Raw genomic sequence first — 17985 nt, 5'->3', positions numbered from 1 at the left:
CCCCCTCGTTTAGTTCGTTGACGTATATTCGTGGATAAAAGCGGTCAAACGCTTCAGTGTCGCCGGCTGAACATCCGGAAAAATGCCGTGGCCTAAGTTGAAGATGTAGCCCGGCCGTTCCATTCCTTCGTCCAAAATGCGCTTCACCCGTTCTTCGATCACGTCCCACGGCGCAAGAAGCACCGCCGGATCCAAGTTGCCTTGAATCGCTTTCGCAATGCCTTGGCGGCGCGCTTCGCGAATCGACAGCCGCCAGTCAAGGCCGATGACATCAAGCGGCAAGTCGTTCCACTCATGCACTAAGTGACTGGCGCCGACGCCAAACATAATGAGCGGAGCCCCTTCTTCCCGCAAAGCGGCAAAAATGCGCGCCATCGCCGGCTTGATAAACGTCCGGTAATCGTCAGCATTAACGGCGCCAACCCAAGAATCAAAAATTTGCACAGCGCTTGCCCCTGCCCGAATTTGCGCCCGCACATAACGGATCGTCATCTCAGCGAGCTTGTCCATTAAGGCGAACCACGCTTTCGGTTCAGCATACATGAACGCTTTCGTCTTATGATAATTTTTTGACGGACCGCCTTCAATCATGTAGCTCGCCAACGTAAACGGCGCCCCGGCAAACCCGATGAGCGGCACATCCAACTGTTCGTTGACAAGGAGCCGGATCGTTTCAAACACATACGGCACATCATGTTCTGGATCAATCTCCCCAAGCCGCTCGACGTCTTGAAGCGAGCAAATCGGATTCGCGATCACCGGCCCGACGCCGCCCTGAATCTCGACGTCCACGCCAATGGCCGGCAGCGGTGTCATAATGTCTTTATATAAAATGGCGGCATCGACGCCATATTGCTCAACGGGGAGTCTCGTGACGTACGCGCAAAGCTCCGGTTGATGCGTAATTTCAAACAGCGAATATTTTTCTTTCAGCGCCCGATACTCCGGCTGCGACCGTCCGGCTTGCCGCATATACCAAACCGGCACGTACGATGTTTGTTCGCCGCGGCAGGCGCGCAAAAATGTATCGTTGATCTGTCTAGCCATCTCCATCCGCCTTTCTTTCCTCACAATCCCGTCAATGGTTTCGCGTTTTTCTTCATCTTTAAACGTTGCCTATCTCCTTTTCACTATACAGCTTTCCGTACCCAATGTATAGAGAAGAAGGCGAACTGTCAAAAAATCGACCGATTTTTAAGTCCATGCCCATTATAGCAAAAAAGCTGCCCCGGCCGCACGGGACAGCTTTCTGTTCAGATGAGAAACATGGCGACAACGGTCGTAACCACCAAGCCGACAGCAACAGGAATGAGGTTGCGGCGCGCCAGCTCAAACGGGTCAACCCCGCAGATCGCTGCCGCTGGAATGAGCGCCCACGGAACGAGCGTGCCGCCGCCGACCCAAATGGCGGCGATTTGGCCGAGCGCCGTCAACGTTGCCGCTCCGCCGCCGATCGCTACAGAAAACAAATGGGCGATCGAACCGGCGAGCGAGATGCCGGAAAACCCGGAGCCGTCAAGACCAGTAATCGCCCCGACGATCGTGAGCGTAACCGCCCCCACCTCATTGTTCAGCGACACCGCATGAGCCAAGGCAATCCCTAAATCGTTGACGATGCCTTGCGATGCCTGCGGCAAATAGTCGCCGATGATTTTCACAAACCCCGCATCGCCAAGATAGAAAAACGCGGCGATCGGAATAACAGGGCCGAACACTTTAAACCCAAACTGAAACCCTTCAATAAAGTAATTGGTCACTTCCGCAAAACTTTCTTGCCGATGGGCGAGAACGGAGATGAGAATCAAAATGAAAATCGCCGTCCCACCGACCAAGGCGGTCGCTTCCCCGCCTTGCAACCGCAAATAAAACATCGCGATGACATCAAGGGCGAACAAAATCGGAATCAACAGCGCAAGCCATTTTTTCGTTTGTCCCGTCAGTAAATGGCCTGTTTTCTCCAGCGTCGAATCGACCGTTGCAGCCATTTCCGCCTCCCCGCTTGCCAGGCGCCCTCGCTTCATGTCACGGCGCAGCAAGCAAAACGCGGTGACCGTTGTGACGGCCCCCATGACAAAAACAAGCGGCACACTGGCAGCGATGACATCGCCGACCGGCAGCCCGGCGGCATCGGCCGTTAATTTCGGCGCCCCTTGGATGATAAAATCGCCGGAAAGCGCGATGCCATGCCCGAACAAGTTCATCGCCATCGCCGCTCCCAACGCCGGCAAACCCACCCGGACCGCTGCCGGCAACAGAACTGCCCCCATGAGAGCAACAGCTGGGGACGGCCAGAAAAACCAAGAAATGATCATCATCAAAATTCCGATCGTCCAATACGCCCAAGCTGGCGTACGAATGAAACGGACAAACGGCGAAACCATGACATCATTGATGCCGGTGGCCGACAACACTTTGCTCATCGCCACAATAATGGAGATGACTAAAATCGTCGGCAATAGCTCCGTAATGGCGTAAATAAAGCTGTTAAACACTCCGCTGACCGCCGCGCTCAACGAATGGGTAGCGACCGCCGCCAACAAAAAGATGCCGGCAATGCAAATGAGTGATGTATCTTTGCGGGCGACCATAAACCCAATAATGAGCACGATGAACAGCAAGTAAATCCAGTGCAGCGCTACAAGCTCTACACCCATGAACCATTCCCCTTTCTTCCCAACTTCCAGCCTGACTGCTGGACATGCGCCCAGGCCAGCGTACTACAGCATATGAAGCGGGAAAAAAGGTGTGAAAGCTCGCATCGTCTCACGCCAAAAGAAAAAAGCCGGCGCAACCATCGCTAGCGTCCGGCTTTCTGCCCACGCTGCAGGCGCACGTACCGCCCTGCCGTCCAAAGCCCCCATATGTTTCCGCCAAGCCAAGTGGCGAGCCAAAGAAGGCGCGGGGAAACAGCCAACAGTACGAGATGGAATACCGTATTTTGCCCAATCAGCAGAATGGAAAGCAACCGAACCGCCGCAGCATCCGGTTGCGCCTGCGGCAACGGGTACAGCCGCGGCCATAGCGAATAGCGATGATGGGAAGGCAGCGCGGCCAATTGAACAGCGGTCGCGTAAAGAAACAAAAATGCGATGGCCGCCCGCCCGTATTGGTGATCGATCACAGCCAGCATGACGCTTCCAATGGCGGTGAGGCGGACATACAGACCAGCATACCCGCCGGTGCGCAAAAACGTGCGGGCATACAAATGAAAAAACACATGCCGCTCGTCGTACGGTATCAAAGCGAGCAGCGGATCAAGCCAGCGCCGCCGCTTCGCCGCCTCCCGCCATTCCGGAACGTCGGTAAACAAGTTGGCCAGCCGGTAAAACGCCGTGGCCGCTCGCCGTTCTTCCGCGATGATCCGTTCCCATTTCCATGTTTTCCCTATCGTCAACCGTGACAAATAGATGGACAGAACGGCCATCAAACCAACCAAAACGACAAAAAATGGCCATGGGGCCGCAACCAGCACCAAATAAACGAACACCGCCGCTAGGCTGAAACGGGTAAATGCGCCAAAGCGATGAAAAGACGGATCGGCGATGTAGCTTCCTTGCCAACTGGCCCATAAGCTCCATCCTTTGAAGCAGAAAAGACCGAACAAAAAAAGCGGCCATGACACCGGGGAAAAGCGAGCATGCAGTGGACCCGCCAACAGCAAAAGCAAAGAAAGGCCGTACGCCTGCCATAACCATGAGACGAAAAACGCCCGCTGAATATACGGACCCAGCCGTTCTTCCGCCGGCAACAAAAACACCGCATCCGCCTCGCGGAACAAGGTGCGCACTGATCCAGCGGCCGCCGCCCAGCCGAACACGACCGCCGCAATAGCCGGATACGGAAACGAGTCAGGAAGCGCCGCCGCAAAGCGCTCGTACATCACCGCTATGCCGCCAAGCACAATGATCAAACCGACGAGCAAATGGTCGTTGAACATATAGCGCAAGTAGCGGATCCGTTTTCGCCATTCCGCTTGGAAACGCTGCTTCCAAAGACGGCGGGCGTCAATCATGGCGCATCGTCCTTTGTCAATTCGACGTACAGTTCATCAAGCGACGCCCCCCGCAGCCCGAACTGGCGGCGAATGTCATCGAGCGTCCCTTTGGCTTTGACGCGGCCGTTGTGCAAAATAACGAATGAGTCGCAATACCGCTCTGCCGTCGCCAAAATGTGCGTCGACAGCAAAATGCCCGCCCCCTTCGCTTTCTGTTCATTCATTCGCTCAAGCAGGGCGTGAATGGCAAGCGGATCGAGGCCGAGAAACGGCTCATCGATGATATAAAGCGGCGGTTCAAGCAAAAAGGCGCATACAATCATGACTTTTTGCTTCATTCCTTTCGAAAAATGAGCCGGAAACGAGGAAAGCCGCCGCTCCAATCGAAACTCGCGAAGCAGCGGCGGAAGGCGGCGTTCATACTCTGCTTCGCTCAACCCGTACGCCATCGCCGCTAGACGCAAATGTTCCTCAAGCGTCAATTCTTCATACAACACCGGCGTTTCCGGGATATAAGCAAACTGCCTTCGATACGTTTCCGGCCCGTCCGCAAGCCGATAGCCGTTAATGGAAATCGCGCCGCGGCGCGGTTCCATCAAGCCGATAATATGTTTGATCGTCGTGCTTTTGCCGGCTCCATTTAGGCCGATCAAGGCGACCATTTCGCCGCGGTCGACCGCAAACGTCACGTCTTCAAGCACGTTTTGCGCCGTGTAGCCTCCGGATAGATCCTTCACTTCTAAAAGCGTCATCGTCCGCTCCCTTTCCGTTCTGGCCTTTGTCCCCATTGTACCAAACTATAGCCTCGCTTACCAAAAAAAGATCACACCGTTCTTTTGCATAAACTCACTCAAGCCGGGCATGATAAATAGCGAAGAGGGGATGAGGAATCAAAAAGTTGATGAACGATCCATCCGAAATGGGGTGTTCGTCAAAGACACCGTTGTGAGCCGCAAAACGTTGTAAACGTTCCTAGGAGGCGACCATCGCATTCGTTGCTGGGAAGCAACGAGCCTGTCCAAAGGGGATGGTCACGTTGAACAAAGGAAGCGCTCACGCCGAACCAACTTTTGCTGCAAATGGGGTGTTCATCAAACGCACATTTGCTTGAATCATCCTCTCCCCTTTTCACCAACCGGGATGTAACCTGCGTTGCGGGATTACATCCCGGTTTTTTTATGGTAAAATGAAGAAAATAGGAAGGAAAGGGTGACCACAGTGAGCGATTGCATTTTTTGCAAAATCATTAACGGCGAATTGCCTGCGGCGAAAGTGTACGAAGACGACCATGTGCTCGCGTTTTTGGACATCAGCCAAGTGACAAAAGGGCATACGCTTGTCATCCCGAAAGTACATACGGAAAACATTTTCACCCTCACGTCGGAGGCGGCCGGCCAACTGTTTCGGGCAGTGCCGACGATTGCCAATGCACTCAGGCGAGCATTTTCCCCGGTCGGGCTCAACTTATTGAACAACAATGGCGAGCAAGCGGGGCAGACAGTGTTCCATTACCATCTTCACCTCATTCCACGCTACGGCAAAGGGGATGGGTTTGGCGCGGTCTGGAAGTCGCATGCAAGCGACTATACGCCCGCTGACCTGCAGGCGATCGCGGCCGCCATTCGCGAACAGCTCGGCTGATCTCCCGTTGTTGAACAGCAGAAAGGTCAAGCCCACAAATAAAAAAAACGGAAGCAGGGATGTTCCGCTTCCGTTTTTTTTACTGTTTTCCTTGCTGCCCGATCACATCTTGCAAATCTTTGTCTTTGATCTCAACACCGGCATCTTTCACCAGTTTGTCCACTTTTGACTGCATCGTCGCAGGATCAAGCTTGTTCCGTTTGACTTCAAACGCAATTTCGTCTTTCATTTCGTTGAACGACTTTTTCTTTTCTTTGTCCGTCACTTTAATGATATGGTAGCCGTAATCCGTTTTCACCGGATCGCTCACTTCGCCGACTTTCAGCTTATAGGCGGCTTCTTCAAACTCCTTGACCATTTTCCCTGGGCCAAACCAGCCTAAATCGCCGCCGTTGGACGCCGAACCTGGATCTTGGGAGTATTCTTTGGCCAACTTGGCGAAATCCTCGCCTTTATCAAGCTTCGCCTTTACTTCTTTTGCTGTTTTTTCATCTTTGACCAAAATATGGCTGGCGCGAATTTTCGGCTTGTAGTTGTCATAATACTCCTTCAGCTCTTTCTCCGTCACTTTTATGTCTTCAACGGCCGCTTTCGTCCGCAGCAAATCGAGCTTGACCATTTCGCGGATCACTTTTTCTCCGTTCTGCTGCACGGCCAAATCATATTGCGTTCCATACGCTTCCTTGATTCGTTCGATTTCGCGGTCGATCTCTTCATCGGTTACCTTGTATTTTTTGCTCAACACTTTTTCGTCAATCAAATCACGAAGGACGGATTTGCCGACGCGCTCTTTCATCTCATTATAAAATTCGTCTTTCGTAATATTGCCGTTTTTCGTTTCCACAATCGCTTCCGAACCGTCGTTGCTGCAGGCCGACAAAGCCATGAGCGAAACGACGGCAGCGGCCATCATCCATTTTTTCATTCGCTTCACAACTCCTACATCTTTTTTCGATTGAATGTTCCCACGCTTTCAAGCGGCGCAGATCGAATGGCGCCCAAGCGCGCCCAAGAAACAACATGCTCGCCTCTTCAGCCACGACAATAACTATACCATATTTCCAACGAAAAAAAAACCTCTTTCCGCTTTAGTCATCCGCCCATAACATGCACGCTTGCCATACATATGATGAGGATGAAGCGCTCGACAGGCTTCTTCTTGCCGAAAGGGGGTGTTACGATGAGCGCACCTTATTCCGGAGGCTTTGCGTTGATTGTTGTGCTGTTTATTTTGCTAATCATTGTCGGCTGCGCCTGCGTCATCTACTAAACGAAAGAGGGTGCTCCCGCAAAAGGAGCACCCTTTTTTGCCGCCTTCCTTGAAACGAAGGGAGAGGCAACGACAATGGAACTCGCTCCATCAAAAGGAAAACATAACAATCCCCGCATCAACCGTTAGAAGAGAGAAAAGTTATGTAAACAACACTTCAAAGTAAGAAGAGATTAATAAAATCGTAATAAGGACATTGATCGTGCGAAAAACCGCCGGCTGCTGCTCCTCCGGGATGTCACGCTGCGCGCAAAGCGAGTGTGTGAGCTGGTTGATAAAAAATAAGACGGTAACCGCCAGGAGGATGAAATAAAGCACCAAAACTGTTCCCCTCCTCTTTGATTCTTCGCCAAACGCCGCCCATGGCTTTAACTTTACATCGTTCATGGCGGGAAATCAATCATTTTTCTTTTTCCGGACACAAACCGATTTTTCTATTGGTGAATGCGCACAAATTCGGTAAAATATACGTAAAAACGGTCACATTTTCGTCACCAAAAGGAGCACGATATATGGAATCGTTGGAAAAGCGAGTGGCCAAGCTGGAATTTCACCAGTCTCTGCTGATGGAAATGATCGACGAAACGAAAAAACCATTTTATTCCCTCATCATCCGCGCGGATTTGACCAAAGAAGAAGTCGACGCCTTCTTGGCGTTTTGCCAAGAGCTTGCCGACCAATACGAACAGCAAAAAGCGGAAGGGTTGACGATTTTCACTCCCCTGCTCGTGCAGTTTGCTGGGATGCTTCATCCGAACCTTCCGCTGGAACAGACAGTTGACGCTCTTTTGGCCCAACAAATGTTTGTCCCGCTGATGACCGAGCTGAAAACGCTCATTCGCACCATCAGTTAGCCTGGCTGGCCAATTCTTTCTCGTGCTCTTCCGTTTTCGGCTTTCGCTTGACAAGTTTGCCGTCTTGCTCGATAAAATCTTCTTTAATGTTTTCAAACGACCGCTCAAAAATTTCCATGAAATCATCGCCATAAATGTTGCGGACGATGCACATCATTTCTAAAATTTCTGGAAACTTTCCGTACAACTCGCGCAACGGCAACGCCCCATTGAAAACGGCATTTTTCGTCGGGTCATACGTCTCCATCAGCTTCATCAACACTTCTTCGCCTTTTTCCGTCAACTCAATGTACGTATTGCGCTTGTCATCCTGTTTTTTGGAAAACGAAAGCAATCCTTTTTCTTCTAATTTCTTTGAGAAGTTGAACGCCGTCGACACATGCATCACACCGAACTTGGCGATTTCCGAAATCGAGGCTCCTTTGAAGTGGTAGGCGATCCATAAAATGTGATGTTCGTTAATGTTCAAGTCAAACGGCTTGATCCACCGCTGCCAATCTTTTTCAATCGATTTCCATAGCGCTTTGCTCAGCTGGGCAATTCGTTGGCTGAATAACATCGCCTCTTTGATGGAATAATGCTGTTCTGTCGCTTTCATCGTTCCACCCACTCTTCCCTCACCGTATTTTTTACTCTCCATTATATCAATAAAACAAAAAGGAATAAAGACAAAAGTATTTATTTTTATGATTTTTTTTGCATATTCATAGTAGTAAGCATAAGGCGCTTGGCGCATACAGGAGGAGAATGCCATGGTGTATATACAATGGCTGCTTATCGCTGTCGGATTCTTATTTTTCTGTCTTTTTATAAACGCATTTTTCGCCTTATGGAAAGCGCGGGCGTACCCGCCGAAAGCATTGCTGAAAGAACGGACTTTGCGCTATATTGGAATAGCGTTCATTTGCTTGCTCACCGCTTGGCTTCTCAGCTATGTCTAATACGCGTTAAAAACAAATGGAGCATAAGTATTTTTTTCCTACTCTCTCTTTGATAGCAAAAAACCCGACCAGCAATGATCGGGTTTTTCGCCGTCTACACGTGCGCTGTAACGTTCATCCGTCGGAAAATCGACGATGCGATCGGATAGATGATGGCCATCGCCACTGCGTTCAACGCCGCTGTCGGCAGCACGATGGTGACAAACAGCGCCGAAAACGTCGCTCCGCCCGGCAACCCGACAAGCAAGAGCGCCGCAGCCAAAAACACCCCGCCGGAAATGACCGTGCCGACTGCCGCCAGCACTGAAGCCCCAATGACCGTTTGGCTGTATGCTTTCATCAAAGTCGCTAGGGCAAACACGACAAAGGCGGTGATGATCTTATCGATCATATTCGGCAGCTGTCCGCCCGGGAACGTCGTCGTCATGGCTGAGATCAAGCCAGTGACGACGCCGACAAGGCCGACCGCTTTGACGTTTGGAAAAAGCAAAATCGCCAAAAACATCATCGCCAGCATCATATCCGGCTTCATTCCGAAAAACAACCCCGGAATGACCGCGTGCAACACGGCTCCGATTCCGACTAACAGCGCCATCGATACTAATGCTCTCACATTCATGCTCATCTCTCCTCATCTCTCCTCGTCTATATCTTTTGCTCGAGAATTTTTCTATCATTATATCACTTTGCAGTGTAAAAGTGAAGAAGAAATTTTCAGGCAAAACGGCGGCGGAACTCGTTCATGAACGACGCGAGCGCTTCGCACGCCTCAAGCGGCACCGCGTTGTAAATCGACGCCCTGCAGCCGCCGACCGATCGGTGCCCGCCGAGCCCGACAAACCCGCGTTCTTTCGCCTCGGCGAGGAACGTTTTCGTCAGCTCCTCATTTGGAAGCGTAAAGGTGACGTTCATGAGCGAACGGCTCCCCTTTTCGGCGTGCGGTTTGTAAAAGCCGCCGCTTTCATCAATCGCCTCATACAGCACGGCCGCCTTTTGCTGGTTGCGCTCTTCCATCGCCGCCACACCGCCTTGCTCTTCGACCCATTCGAGCACGAGCGACAGCATGTAAATCGCAAACGTCGGCGGCGTGTTGTACAGCGAATTGCTCTTCTGGTGCGTCCGGTAATCAAGCATCGTCGGCAGCCCGTCCGGAATGCGCTCAAGCAAATCGTTGCGGAGAATGACAACCGTGACTCCTGACGGGCCGAGATTTTTCTGCGCCCCGGCGTAAATGAGGGCAAATTGACTGACATCGAACGGACGGCTTAAAATATCGCTCGACATATCCGCGACCAAGTCAACCGGCGTGTTCGGAAATTCCTTCCATTGAGTGCCGAAGATCGTGTTGTTTGACGTAATATGGACATAGGCGGCGTTTTTCGGCCATTGGACGTCATCAAGCGGCGGAATGTATGTGTAGTTCGCTTCTTTGCTCGAAGCGACGACCGTTGTCAAACCGATTTTTTGCGCTTCTTTCAGCGCTTTCTCCGACCACGCCCCGGTCAGAACATAACAGCCGATTTTCCCTTCCGTGAGGAGGTTCATCGGCACCATTGAAAACTGCAGGCTCGCCCCGCCTTGCAAAAATAAAATGTCATATCCGTCCGGCACATTTAGAAGCCGCTTGAGCCGCTCTTTCGCCGCATTATGGACAGCCTCGTATTCCTTGCTTCGGTGGCTTAATTCCATAACCGACATGCCGGTGTTTTGAAAATTAAGCAGCTCTTTTTGCGCCCGCTCAAGCACCGGAAGCGGCAGCGCTGACGGGCCGGCGTTGAAGTTGTACGCGCGTTTCATTGTCATCCCTCACTTTGCCTCCTGGTAGTCCATTGATATTATTATCCTAACACGATTCGCAAAAAAAGAAAGAGAATTTTTCGAAAAAAACGCTTTCAAATGAAATCTTCCAAAAAAAGAAAGCCCCTGCTATTGCAAGGACTTCGCTTGTTTCCGCCGCTCGCGCTCCTTTCGGATGCGCTCCATGTAAATCTCCCCTTCTTTTTCAATGAATGCTTCGTCGATTTCCCGCTCACGCGCCGCCGTTTTTACGGTCATATAGCCGCTGAAAATAATGCCGGCAACAACCAAATACACCCACCAAGGCAAACTGAGCATCGCCATTCCCCCTTGTATGCTTGTCTTGTCTTAGTACACTATACGCGCAACAAGGGGGCAGTATGCATGGAGAAAGAGGCGGGAAAGCCGCCTCTTTCTTAGGGACAACGCTTATGCTTCGTTTCGCTTCTTCTTTGTTTTCTTCTTCGCTTTCTTCCACTGTCGGCGCAGCTCGTTCAACTCTTCTTTCGCCTGTTCATACTGAGCCGTCGGGACGATTTCAATGATCGGTTCGATCATGATCCATCCCTCCCTTGATCCGCCCCTACTCTTTACTACCCGCGTTTTTTGGCTTTGAAACAGACAAAAACGCCGGTTTGTAAAACGAGCGGTTGTCAAGGGCAAAGACGCGTTCGGTGAATTCACCTGGTTTCACTTTCTCAAGCGCGCGGTCGATCATCGTAATTTTCGCATCCAAATTGTCAATGTAATGAAGCACCTCGGCTTCTTTGACAAGCGGCGGCTTCGGGCTGCCCCATTCCGCCTTGCCATGATGCGCGAGCACAAGATGCTGCAAAATGACAACTTCCTCGCCTTGAATGCCGAGCTGTTCCGCCGCCTTGCTGATCTCGCTCACCATGATCGAAATGTGTCCGAGCAAATTTCCTTCAAGCGTATACGCCGCCGATACCGGACCGGATAATTCAATCACTTTGCCAAGGTCATGCAAAATGACGCCGGCATAAAGCAAATCTTTATTGAGCGACGGATAGAGATGGATGAGCGCCTTGGCGAGCTCGAGCATCGACACGACGTGGTACGCCAGTCCGGAGATGAATTCATGATGGTTTTTCGTCGCCGCTGGGTACTCAAAAAACGCCTTTTCGTATTTTTTCAACAAATAGCGGGTAATGCGCTGGATGTTTGGATTTTCCATAGCAAATATGTATTCCATGACTTTCGCCTTCATTTCCTCGCGGCCGAGCGGAGCCTTCTCCAAAAAGTCATCGATGCGCACGGCATCGCCCGGATGAGCAGGACGGATCGAACGGATGCGCAGCTGCAATTTGCCGCGGTAGTTATGGATGTCTCCCGCCACTTTGACGATGCACTCCGGCACATACCGCTCTTCGTCATCCGGCGAGACATCCCACAGTTTGGCTTCAATGTCGCCGCTTTTATCTTGCAAAATCAAAGTTAAGAACGGCTTGCCGTTGCTGGCGATGCCTTTCGTTGCTGATTTGATGAGCAAAAAGAGATCAACTTGTTCCCCAACCTCATAATGGATGATGCCTTTCGCCACTTCGTTCTCCTCCGTTTCTCTGTACGTACTTTCTAGTATATCATAACGGTTAGAGGGCAAAAAGAAAGCCTTGCCGAAACGGCAAGGAAACATTGGCCCAAACGTCCCGTCACGCTGTTTATTTTTTTGTTAGCTGAATGGCCCGTTTTATATCCTTGAAAATGTTCATTCGCCCATACATCAGCACACCGCCTCGATACACTTTGGCGCCAAAATAGATCAGCAAGGCAATCGTCGCCGCTAAAAGCACAAGGCAAAGCGCCACTTCCCACCCCGGAACGGAAACGAGGCCGATGCGCAAAAACATGAGCATCGGAGCGAAAAAGGGAACAAACGAGGCGCCGGTCACGAACGCCGACTCTGGCGCATTTAAGCCAAACATCGCGATCATAAATGCAGCGACAACCAACATCATGACCGGCGTAATCGCCGGCTGCACATCTTCGACCCGGCTGACGAGCGAACCGAGCACGGCAAACAGCACCGCATACAAGAGGTAACCGAGCAAGAAAAAAACGAGTGCATACACAAATATCGATGCCGGCAGGTGGTCAAATCCGAGGAAACGCCACACTTCCTGCCCGCTCGTTTTTAACGCGGCGAAAGCGACGGCGAAAAAAACGAAAAATTGCGTCAAGCTGACAAGAGCAACGCCGATGATTTTGCCAAACAGCTGTTGGACCGGCGGGACGCTTGACACTAAAATTTCCATCACGCGCGACGATTTTTCCGTTGCCACCTCCGTCGCGATCATTCCTCCATACATCAAAACAAACATATACATCGCGAAAAGAAGGACATAAACAAGAGCGCGCGCTTGGTTCAACTCCTCTTCCGTCTTCGCGTTTTTTTCCAATGCCACCTTTTGGAACGGAACAGGTTTGTAAAGCTCAGCCATTTGTTCATCCGTCAGGCCGAGCTTAGCGGCTGAAAGCGCTGTTTTCAGCTGGCTTAGCGCTCGTTTGAGTTCCTCAGGCGTCTGATTGTCCACAATCGTATTGGCATAATACACCGCTTCCGGCAATCCTTCCGCATCCATGGACAATACGAGCAATCCATCCCATTTGCCTTCTTTGACTGCTTCTTTCGCTTCGTTTTCCATATCCGTAATTTTCGTCAACGCGATTTGGTCATGGCTTACCTGCTTCTCAAGCGGACCGTACAAAGATCCCGTGCGGTCAATGACCGCGACATGAGTCTTTTCATCACCGGTGAAAAACTCGATGATCGGCTGAATGTTGGCCACCCCGATGATCAACAGGCAAGTGATGGCGGTTGTCACAAGAAATGCTTTCGCCCTCAGCTTCGTTCCATACGTATGCCCCGCCACAAGGAAAAACTTATTCATACGCCGCACCTACTTTTTCAATAAAGATATCATTCAGAGACGGTTCTTCCAAGGCAAACAGACGAACCGCGACTTTTCCTGCTATATGGCCGAGTATCGCTTGTGCCGTCTCCTCATTGGCGATTTGCAGCCGCACCCCTTCCGCCGTCCTCTTCCACTGCAAAACGCCAGGAAACCGCGCCAATTCTTCAAACGGCCCGTCCCCTTGAATAACAAGTATTTGTTTGCCAAACGAACGTTTCAGTTCACGCAGCGCTCCAGCCACCACCGCGCGGCCGCGGCGCAAAATGCAGACATGTTCGCACAGCTCTTCCACATGTTCCATCCGATGACTCGAGAAGACAATGGTCGTGCCGTTCCGTTTTAAATCAAGCACCGCTTCTTTCAACAGTTCAACGTTCACCGGATCAAGACCGCTGAATGGCTCATCCAAGATTAATAGCTTCGGTCGATGAAGCACAGCAGCGATAAACTGGATTTTTTGCTGGTTGCCTTTCGACAGCTCCTCCACCCGCTTGTGGGCGTAATCGCGGATATGGAAGCGCTCGAGCCAGCGGTCGATTTCCGGAAGAATATCCGTCTTTTTCATTCCGCGCAACCGCCCTAAATACAGAAGCTGCTCTTGCACTTTCAGCTTCGGGTACAACCCGCGCTCTTCCGGCAAATAGCCGATCAGATGGCTTTTCGAGTAATCAATCGGTTCGCCTTGCCAACGGATCACCCCTTCCGTCGGGAGCAGAAGGCCTAAAATCATGCGAAAGGTCGTCGTTTTTCCCGCTCCGTTCGCCCCAAGCAATCCGAACATCTCCCCTTCTGGAACCGTCAACGTCAAATGGTCGACGGCCGTCGCCTGACCAAACCGTTTCGTCACCTCAATGATCTCTAAACTCATCCACATTCCCCCAACGTAAAACAAATTTTCCACCCACATTATTAAAACGTGCAGTCTCAAAAAAAGTTTCAGACAGAAGCAGGAATTTGCCTATCAAACCTCTAAATGAAAGAGAAATGAATGATGATTCAGAGAAAGGAGATGGTGACATGCCGATGTATACGTTGACCGCTTTTGAACGCAACGGGGAAAAATTGCTCGATGAAACGTTTGAAGCAGCCAATGATGAAGAAGCGAAAAAAATCGGTGAACAAAAGCTGCGCGAGCGCGGCTGTTGGGAGAAAACACACCGTTGCGTCAATGCCAGCGGCAAGCTCATTTTATTTCACCGTTAATCCAAAGGGGCTGACCCCAAAGAAGGTGTCCCAAAAGGATCGGGACACCCTTTCTTATTACCGTATATAGGTATAAAACATCATTAAGGAACAATATGCTGTGTTTTGTTAAGGGAAATTACCCTTTTGGGTCAGCCCCTTTGGGTCAGTTCTTCTTTCTGAATATATTGATTATTATTATTATTGATAAAATTCATTTTAGTATATATATCCATACACACAATGTGTATGGAAACAAAATCACATTTTTATATTATTTAATTGGGGTGATTGAAATGAGAAAATGTTTATTCAGTTTATTATTTTTTGTAGTGACTGTATATTTTGCCCTGTCCCCCTCTTTTGCGTCAGCAGCTACAAACGACAGTGGAGAAGGGAAGTTCATTAGCCCAGAAAGTGTAGGCAACGGGGTAGCGGTTTTAACGATTTTTGCAAGTTCAGATGCTTCAGGCAGTTCTTTCAGTACTGATGGTCATGCATGGATTACTGTGTCAAATACTAGCTCTTCTAATATTACAGTTGGAAAATTTGCAGGAGTGGCACCCGGGAAATTAGTTTCATTAGGAACCTGGGGGAATAAGAGCGAACATACAGGCTTGTGGTACAACTTGGAGGCTTTATTTGTTTCCCAAGGCGCATATAATAATCGAGTGTCCTTAAGCATAGATCTCAATGCTAGCCAACTGAGTTCGATTAACTCTGTCATTGCCAATAGTGATACTTGGTCTCTAACCAATAATTGCGCAAGTTTCGCTACAAAAGTTTGGAACACCGTTGCGGCAGTAAAATTAAGTGGAAGCACACCAACTTCACTAAGGGATGACATTAAAAAGAAATTCGGTTATGTAACCAATCTTTCTTTTTCTTCGAGCTACGCTGTATATTATGCTAATGGAACCGGCGCACCGATCAGAAGCAAAGTGTATTAATGATCATCTTTTAGGAACGAATGGAACCTTACCGTTTTAAAGCGTTATTTCGGTTGAGGTTTTGTTCCTTGTTTGGAGGAAAAAATATGAAGAAAAAAAGGGGTTTATTTACGATCTTTATTATTTCTCTAATGATTATATTTGGAGTGGTTTTTATGTTTTTTTCAAAAGCATTAAGTCCAAATAGTATTGCGATCAGCGAAGCGAATGTGGGTGACAAAATGATTTCCATTAAGGGGAGTATCGCTGAAAGCGGAACGAAATATAAAGGGTATTCTATAAGCGAGAAAAATGGAACCCTTCTTATTACTATTAAGGGTAGCTTATTTTCCTTTGGAAGCAAAGGTAGTTCCTTTCATATCCAAATTGATAAAAATAAGTATGCCCATATCAATCAAATATTGTTGGATGATGGGTCTCATCATCGTCAAATCTGGCCCGAAAAGTAGTGTATCACTGATGATATTAGGGAATTAGATGATCGAAAATCGAAATCAATTAGGTTCATCATCGAATTTTCCGATTATTTTCTCATTAAAACTCACATTTCGCACCCTCCCGACGAAAATCGGGAGGATTTTTTCATTCCGGTGTCGAATGAATCCTTGACACACAAGGAACGTAAAGGAGTTTTTCTCTCATGAATGTGAAAGTCAAAGGGGTCTATCGCAATTCTTATTTGAATATAATAAGTGTTCTAGTCAAAAAACTGGACCTCCCCCACTTGATTGACCATCTTGTGCCCGTCGATCCACAGTGCCAAACGCGAGTCAGCGATGCCGTTCAGGCCATCCTTTACAATCTATTTGACGGCCGGCAAGCCCTTGTTCACTTAGAACGATGGGCTCAGGAGATCGATCTGGAGAAACTCATCCGTCCCGGTCTCCATCCTTCCTGGTTGAACGACGATGCCTTGGCCCGTCATCTCGACCGCTTGTATGAGGCCGATATTCACAAGGTCATCAGCACTTGCTTGATTCACATTTATCGCAAAGAAGGCCTTTCCCTCCGAGCCTTTCACGCTGATACGACGGACAAGACGGTTTACGGAGCGTATGAATCGGCCTCGTTGGAGGCTTTGCAGATCACACATGACTATAACCGCCATCACCGTTGGCAAAAACCAATCGGCTTCGGGCTGGTCGGCAACGAGGATGGCATCCCGTTTTACGGCGATGTGCATGACGGCAACCTGTCTGATAAAACATGGAATCCCGAGGTACTGTCCCGTGTCCATGAACAGCTGAAGCAAGCCCACCTCGACGACGAATGGATTTACGTGGCCGATTCCGCCGCGATGACGAAAGACACCTTGGCGCAGACGAAAGCCGCCCATGCCTTTTTGATCACCAGAGGCCCTTCGTCGCTTCGGATCGTGAAACGGGCATTAGCGGAGGCCGATTCGCCTCACATCCCGTGGAGCGAACCCTTTACCCTGGCGGAGAGAAACGGCGCCACGTACCGGGTATGGGAAACGGCCGCGACCTATGAAGGCCACCCGGTTCGGCTGATCGTCGTTGAATCGAGCGCGCTCGACCAGCGCAAAGGAAAGACGCTCGAAAAAGAGCGGGTCAAAGAAGCGGAGCTTCTTCGTGAGGAACAAGTCCGTTGGGAGCGCCACCCCTTCTCCTGCCGCGAAGACGCCGAACAAGCCTTGACGTCCCTCAAGGCGTCCCTTCGCCCTCGGTTTCATCGAGTGGAGGCCGCGGTCGAAGAGATCGTGCGTCCGAAAAAACGGCGAGGACGGCCGAAAAAAGGGGCGGAACCCGAGACGGAGACGCTGTACACCCTTCGCCTAAACGTCGAATTCGACCAACAGGCATGGGAACAGGCAAGACGGAAAGCGTCCCGGTTTGTCCTCGTCACGACCGTTCCGAAGGAATGGAAGGGCCAACAAATGGATGCCCAAGAGATCTTGAAGCTGTATAAAGGGCAAATCTCGGTGGAAATGAACTTCGCGTTTTTGAAAGATCCGTTTTTCACGGATGAGATTTATGTCAAAAAACCAGAACGGGTCGCCGTATTGGGCTATCTATTTCTCTTGGCCTTGGCGATTTACCGCGTTTTTCAGCGCCGGGTGCGTCAGTTCATCACACCAGAACGCCCGTTAAAGGGCGCGGGAGGCCGCAAGCTGACCCGGCCAACGGGACAGGTGATTTTTCAGCTGTTTCAATATGTGAACGTCATCCTGCTGGAGCTGCCAGACGGGCGCATCCAACGCGCACTGGATCGCTCCCTCAACCCGGATCAGCGAAGGATTCTGCAGGGATTGGGCATGGATGAGAGCATCTACGTCTAACATGATACAGAACGACTAGCGATGGTAAAAAAAGGATTGCCATCGCTCGTTGTGTTGGTCAAAAAGTTATTCTGAAAAACTAAATAAAAAATCCTTTGTTTTGACCTTGTTAGGGTGCGAAATG

22 protein-coding genes are annotated in these 17985 nt (G+C 50.1%); 8 read left to right on the top strand and 14 right to left on the bottom strand.

The annotated features are described in order from the left end of the window. Positions 1–9: 9 nt before the first annotated feature. From hemE to GYMC52_RS03255, 4 genes are all read right to left on the bottom strand, one after another. The gene (gene hemE, locus GYMC52_RS03270; protein WP_013523062.1) at positions 10–1047 is read right to left on the bottom strand and encodes a uroporphyrinogen decarboxylase; all 1038 of its coding nucleotides are present in this window, start codon (positions 1045–1047) and stop codon (positions 10–12) included. Positions 1048–1253: 206 nt separating this feature from the next. Further along, positions 1254–2654, bottom strand: coding sequence for a hypothetical protein (locus GYMC52_RS03265; RefSeq protein WP_013523061.1), 1401 nt, complete (start codon positions 2652–2654; stop codon positions 1254–1256). A 143-nt stretch (positions 2655–2797) separates the two neighbouring features. Continuing rightward, the gene (locus GYMC52_RS03260; RefSeq protein ID WP_013523060.1) at positions 2798–4012 is read right to left on the bottom strand and encodes an ABC transporter permease; all 1215 of its coding nucleotides are present in this window, start codon (positions 4010–4012) and stop codon (positions 2798–2800) included. Further along, on the bottom strand, positions 4009–4746 hold the full coding sequence (locus tag GYMC52_RS03255; RefSeq protein WP_013523059.1) for an ABC transporter ATP-binding protein: 738 nt from the start codon (positions 4744–4746) through the stop codon (positions 4009–4011). Before GYMC52_RS03255 ends, GYMC52_RS03260 begins: the two co-directional genes overlap by 4 nt. Before the next feature lie 466 nt (positions 4747–5212). Here GYMC52_RS03255 and GYMC52_RS03250 point away from each other — a divergent pair, with 466 nt between their 5' ends. Further along, positions 5213–5635 carry an HIT family protein gene (locus tag GYMC52_RS03250; protein WP_014194996.1) on the top strand — a complete coding sequence of 141 codons (423 nt, stop codon included), beginning with the start codon at positions 5213–5215 and terminating at the stop codon, positions 5633–5635. Positions 5636–5714: 79 nt separating this feature from the next. Here the strand turns inward: GYMC52_RS03250 and GYMC52_RS03245 are convergent, their stop codons facing one another. Next, a complete protein-coding gene (locus GYMC52_RS03245; protein WP_013146230.1) occupies positions 5715–6560 on the bottom strand; it encodes a peptidylprolyl isomerase in 846 nt (281 codons plus the stop codon). Positions 6561–6815: 255 nt separating this feature from the next. On the opposite strand from GYMC52_RS03245, the gene GYMC52_RS18375 reads away from it, so the two are divergent. Then, positions 6816–6905, top strand: a complete 90-nt coding sequence (locus tag GYMC52_RS18375; protein WP_021322511.1) for a YjcZ family sporulation protein — start codon at positions 6816–6818, stop codon at positions 6903–6905. A 141-nt stretch (positions 6906–7046) separates the two neighbouring features. Here GYMC52_RS18375 and GYMC52_RS03240 read toward each other — a convergent pair whose 3' ends face one another. Then, positions 7047–7226 (bottom strand): hypothetical protein, encoded by a 180-nt coding sequence (locus tag GYMC52_RS03240; protein ID WP_011230158.1) that lies wholly within the window; start codon positions 7224–7226, stop codon positions 7047–7049. A 191-nt stretch (positions 7227–7417) separates the two neighbouring features. Here GYMC52_RS03240 and GYMC52_RS03235 point away from each other — a divergent pair, with 191 nt between their 5' ends. After that, positions 7418–7759 carry a YhaI family protein gene (locus GYMC52_RS03235; RefSeq protein WP_011230157.1) on the top strand — a complete coding sequence of 114 codons (342 nt, stop codon included), beginning with the start codon at positions 7418–7420 and terminating at the stop codon, positions 7757–7759. Here GYMC52_RS03235 and GYMC52_RS03230 read toward each other — a convergent pair. After that, positions 7752–8357 (bottom strand): HTH-type transcriptional regulator Hpr, encoded by a 606-nt coding sequence (locus GYMC52_RS03230; RefSeq protein WP_171011198.1) that lies wholly within the window; start codon positions 8355–8357, stop codon positions 7752–7754. The genes GYMC52_RS03235 and GYMC52_RS03230 overlap by 8 nt on opposite strands. 154 nt (positions 8358–8511) lie before the next feature. Here GYMC52_RS03230 and GYMC52_RS03225 point away from each other — a divergent pair, with 154 nt between their 5' ends. After that, positions 8512–8700, top strand: a complete 189-nt coding sequence (locus GYMC52_RS03225; RefSeq protein WP_013146234.1) for a hypothetical protein — start codon at positions 8512–8514, stop codon at positions 8698–8700. 94 nt (positions 8701–8794) lie between these two features. Here GYMC52_RS03225 and GYMC52_RS03220 read toward each other — a convergent pair whose 3' ends face one another. From GYMC52_RS03220 to GYMC52_RS03190, 7 genes are all read right to left on the bottom strand, one after another. After that, complete coding sequence (locus GYMC52_RS03220; RefSeq protein WP_011230154.1) at positions 8795–9319, bottom strand: tryptophan transporter; 525 nt, start codon at positions 9317–9319, stop codon at positions 8795–8797. Between the two features lie 95 nt (positions 9320–9414). After that, on the bottom strand, positions 9415–10497 hold the full coding sequence (gene serC / locus GYMC52_RS03215) for a 3-phosphoserine/phosphohydroxythreonine transaminase (protein ID WP_041469550.1): 1083 nt from the start codon (positions 10495–10497) through the stop codon (positions 9415–9417). Positions 10498–10626: 129 nt separating this feature from the next. Continuing rightward, positions 10627–10815, bottom strand: a complete 189-nt coding sequence (locus GYMC52_RS03210; protein WP_011230152.1) for a sporulation YhaL family protein — start codon at positions 10813–10815, stop codon at positions 10627–10629. Between the two features lie 111 nt (positions 10816–10926). Continuing rightward, on the bottom strand, positions 10927–11055 hold the full coding sequence (locus GYMC52_RS03205) for a hypothetical protein (protein WP_013523055.1): 129 nt from the start codon (positions 11053–11055) through the stop codon (positions 10927–10929). A 25-nt stretch (positions 11056–11080) separates the two neighbouring features. Then, positions 11081–12058 (bottom strand): 3'-5' exoribonuclease YhaM, encoded by a 978-nt coding sequence (gene yhaM, locus GYMC52_RS03200; RefSeq protein ID WP_013146238.1) that lies wholly within the window; start codon positions 12056–12058, stop codon positions 11081–11083. Between the two features lie 118 nt (positions 12059–12176). Continuing rightward, positions 12177–13406: an ABC transporter permease gene (locus GYMC52_RS03195; protein ID WP_011230149.1), complete on the bottom strand. Its 1230-nt coding sequence runs from the start codon at positions 13404–13406 to the stop codon at positions 12177–12179. Beyond that, entirely contained in the window at positions 13399–14298 is a 900-nt protein-coding gene (locus GYMC52_RS03190; RefSeq protein WP_013523054.1) for an ABC transporter ATP-binding protein, read from the bottom strand. The genes GYMC52_RS03195 and GYMC52_RS03190 overlap by 8 nt, the downstream gene beginning before the upstream one ends. 149 nt (positions 14299–14447) lie before the next feature. On the opposite strand from GYMC52_RS03190, the gene GYMC52_RS03185 reads away from it, so the two are divergent. The 4 genes from GYMC52_RS03185 (at position 14448) to GYMC52_RS03170 (ending at position 17861) form a co-directional block, all read left to right on the top strand. Then, on the top strand, positions 14448–14633 hold the full coding sequence (locus tag GYMC52_RS03185; RefSeq protein WP_013523053.1) for a YhzD family protein: 186 nt from the start codon (positions 14448–14450) through the stop codon (positions 14631–14633). 140 nt (positions 14634–14773) lie between these two features. After that, positions 14774–15562, top strand: coding sequence for a hypothetical protein (locus GYMC52_RS03180; RefSeq protein WP_230982735.1), 789 nt, complete (start codon positions 14774–14776; stop codon positions 15560–15562). An 86-nt stretch (positions 15563–15648) separates the two neighbouring features. Beyond that, entirely contained in the window at positions 15649–16011 is a 363-nt protein-coding gene (locus GYMC52_RS03175; RefSeq protein ID WP_015731654.1) for a hypothetical protein, read from the top strand. Positions 16012–16202: 191 nt separating this feature from the next. Then, a complete protein-coding gene (locus GYMC52_RS03170; protein ID WP_013523051.1) occupies positions 16203–17861 on the top strand; it encodes an IS1634 family transposase in 1659 nt (552 codons plus the stop codon). Positions 17862–17985: the final 124 nt, after the last annotated feature.

This window comes from Geobacillus sp. Y412MC52, from assembly GCF_000174795.2.
GTDB lineage: Bacteria > Bacillota > Bacilli > Bacillales > Anoxybacillaceae > Geobacillus > Geobacillus thermoleovorans.
The sequence above is the reverse complement of the archived record's forward strand: the minus strand, read 5'-3'. Positions and strand labels throughout refer to the sequence as shown.

Bases quoted from the DNA above. Each gene is read 5' to 3' on its own strand.
- GYMC52_RS18375 (WP_021322511.1), top strand. From the start codon at position 6,816: ATGAGCGCACCTTATTCCGGAGGCTTTGCGTTGATTGTTGTGCTGTTT.
- GYMC52_RS03185 (WP_013523053.1), top strand. From the start codon at position 14,448: ATGCCGATGTATACGTTGACCGCTTTTGAACGCAACGGGGAAAAATTG.
- GYMC52_RS03210 (WP_011230152.1), bottom strand. From the start codon at position 10,815: ATGCTCAGTTTGCCTTGGTGGGTGTATTTGGTTGTTGCCGGCATTATT.
- GYMC52_RS03255 (WP_013523059.1), bottom strand. From the start codon at position 4,746: ATGACGCTTTTAGAAGTGAAGGATCTATCCGGAGGCTACACGGCGCAA.
- GYMC52_RS03230 (WP_171011198.1), bottom strand. From the start codon at position 8,357: ATGAAAGCGACAGAACAGCATTATTCCATCAAAGAGGCGATGTTATTC.
- GYMC52_RS03170 (WP_013523051.1), top strand. From the start codon at position 16,203: ATGAATGTGAAAGTCAAAGGGGTCTATCGCAATTCTTATTTGAATATA.
- serC (WP_041469550.1), bottom strand. From the start codon at position 10,497: ATGAAACGCGCGTACAACTTCAACGCCGGCCCGTCAGCGCTGCCGCTT.
- GYMC52_RS03205 (WP_013523055.1), bottom strand. From the start codon at position 11,055: ATGATCGAACCGATCATTGAAATCGTCCCGACGGCTCAGTATGAACAG.
- GYMC52_RS03220 (WP_011230154.1), bottom strand. From the start codon at position 9,319: ATGAATGTGAGAGCATTAGTATCGATGGCGCTGTTAGTCGGAATCGGA.
- GYMC52_RS03175 (WP_015731654.1), top strand. From the start codon at position 15,649: ATGAAGAAAAAAAGGGGTTTATTTACGATCTTTATTATTTCTCTAATG.
- GYMC52_RS03225 (WP_013146234.1), top strand. From the start codon at position 8,512: ATGGTGTATATACAATGGCTGCTTATCGCTGTCGGATTCTTATTTTTC.
- GYMC52_RS03235 (WP_011230157.1), top strand. From the start codon at position 7,418: ATGGAATCGTTGGAAAAGCGAGTGGCCAAGCTGGAATTTCACCAGTCT.
- GYMC52_RS03245 (WP_013146230.1), bottom strand. From the start codon at position 6,560: ATGAAAAAATGGATGATGGCCGCTGCCGTCGTTTCGCTCATGGCTTTG.
- GYMC52_RS03265 (WP_013523061.1), bottom strand. From the start codon at position 2,654: ATGGGTGTAGAGCTTGTAGCGCTGCACTGGATTTACTTGCTGTTCATC.
- GYMC52_RS03195 (WP_011230149.1), bottom strand. From the start codon at position 13,406: ATGAATAAGTTTTTCCTTGTGGCGGGGCATACGTATGGAACGAAGCTG.
- GYMC52_RS03260 (WP_013523060.1), bottom strand. From the start codon at position 4,012: ATGATTGACGCCCGCCGTCTTTGGAAGCAGCGTTTCCAAGCGGAATGG.
- hemE (WP_013523062.1), bottom strand. From the start codon at position 1,047: ATGGCTAGACAGATCAACGATACATTTTTGCGCGCCTGCCGCGGCGAA.
- GYMC52_RS03190 (WP_013523054.1), bottom strand. From the start codon at position 14,298: ATGAGTTTAGAGATCATTGAGGTGACGAAACGGTTTGGTCAGGCGACG.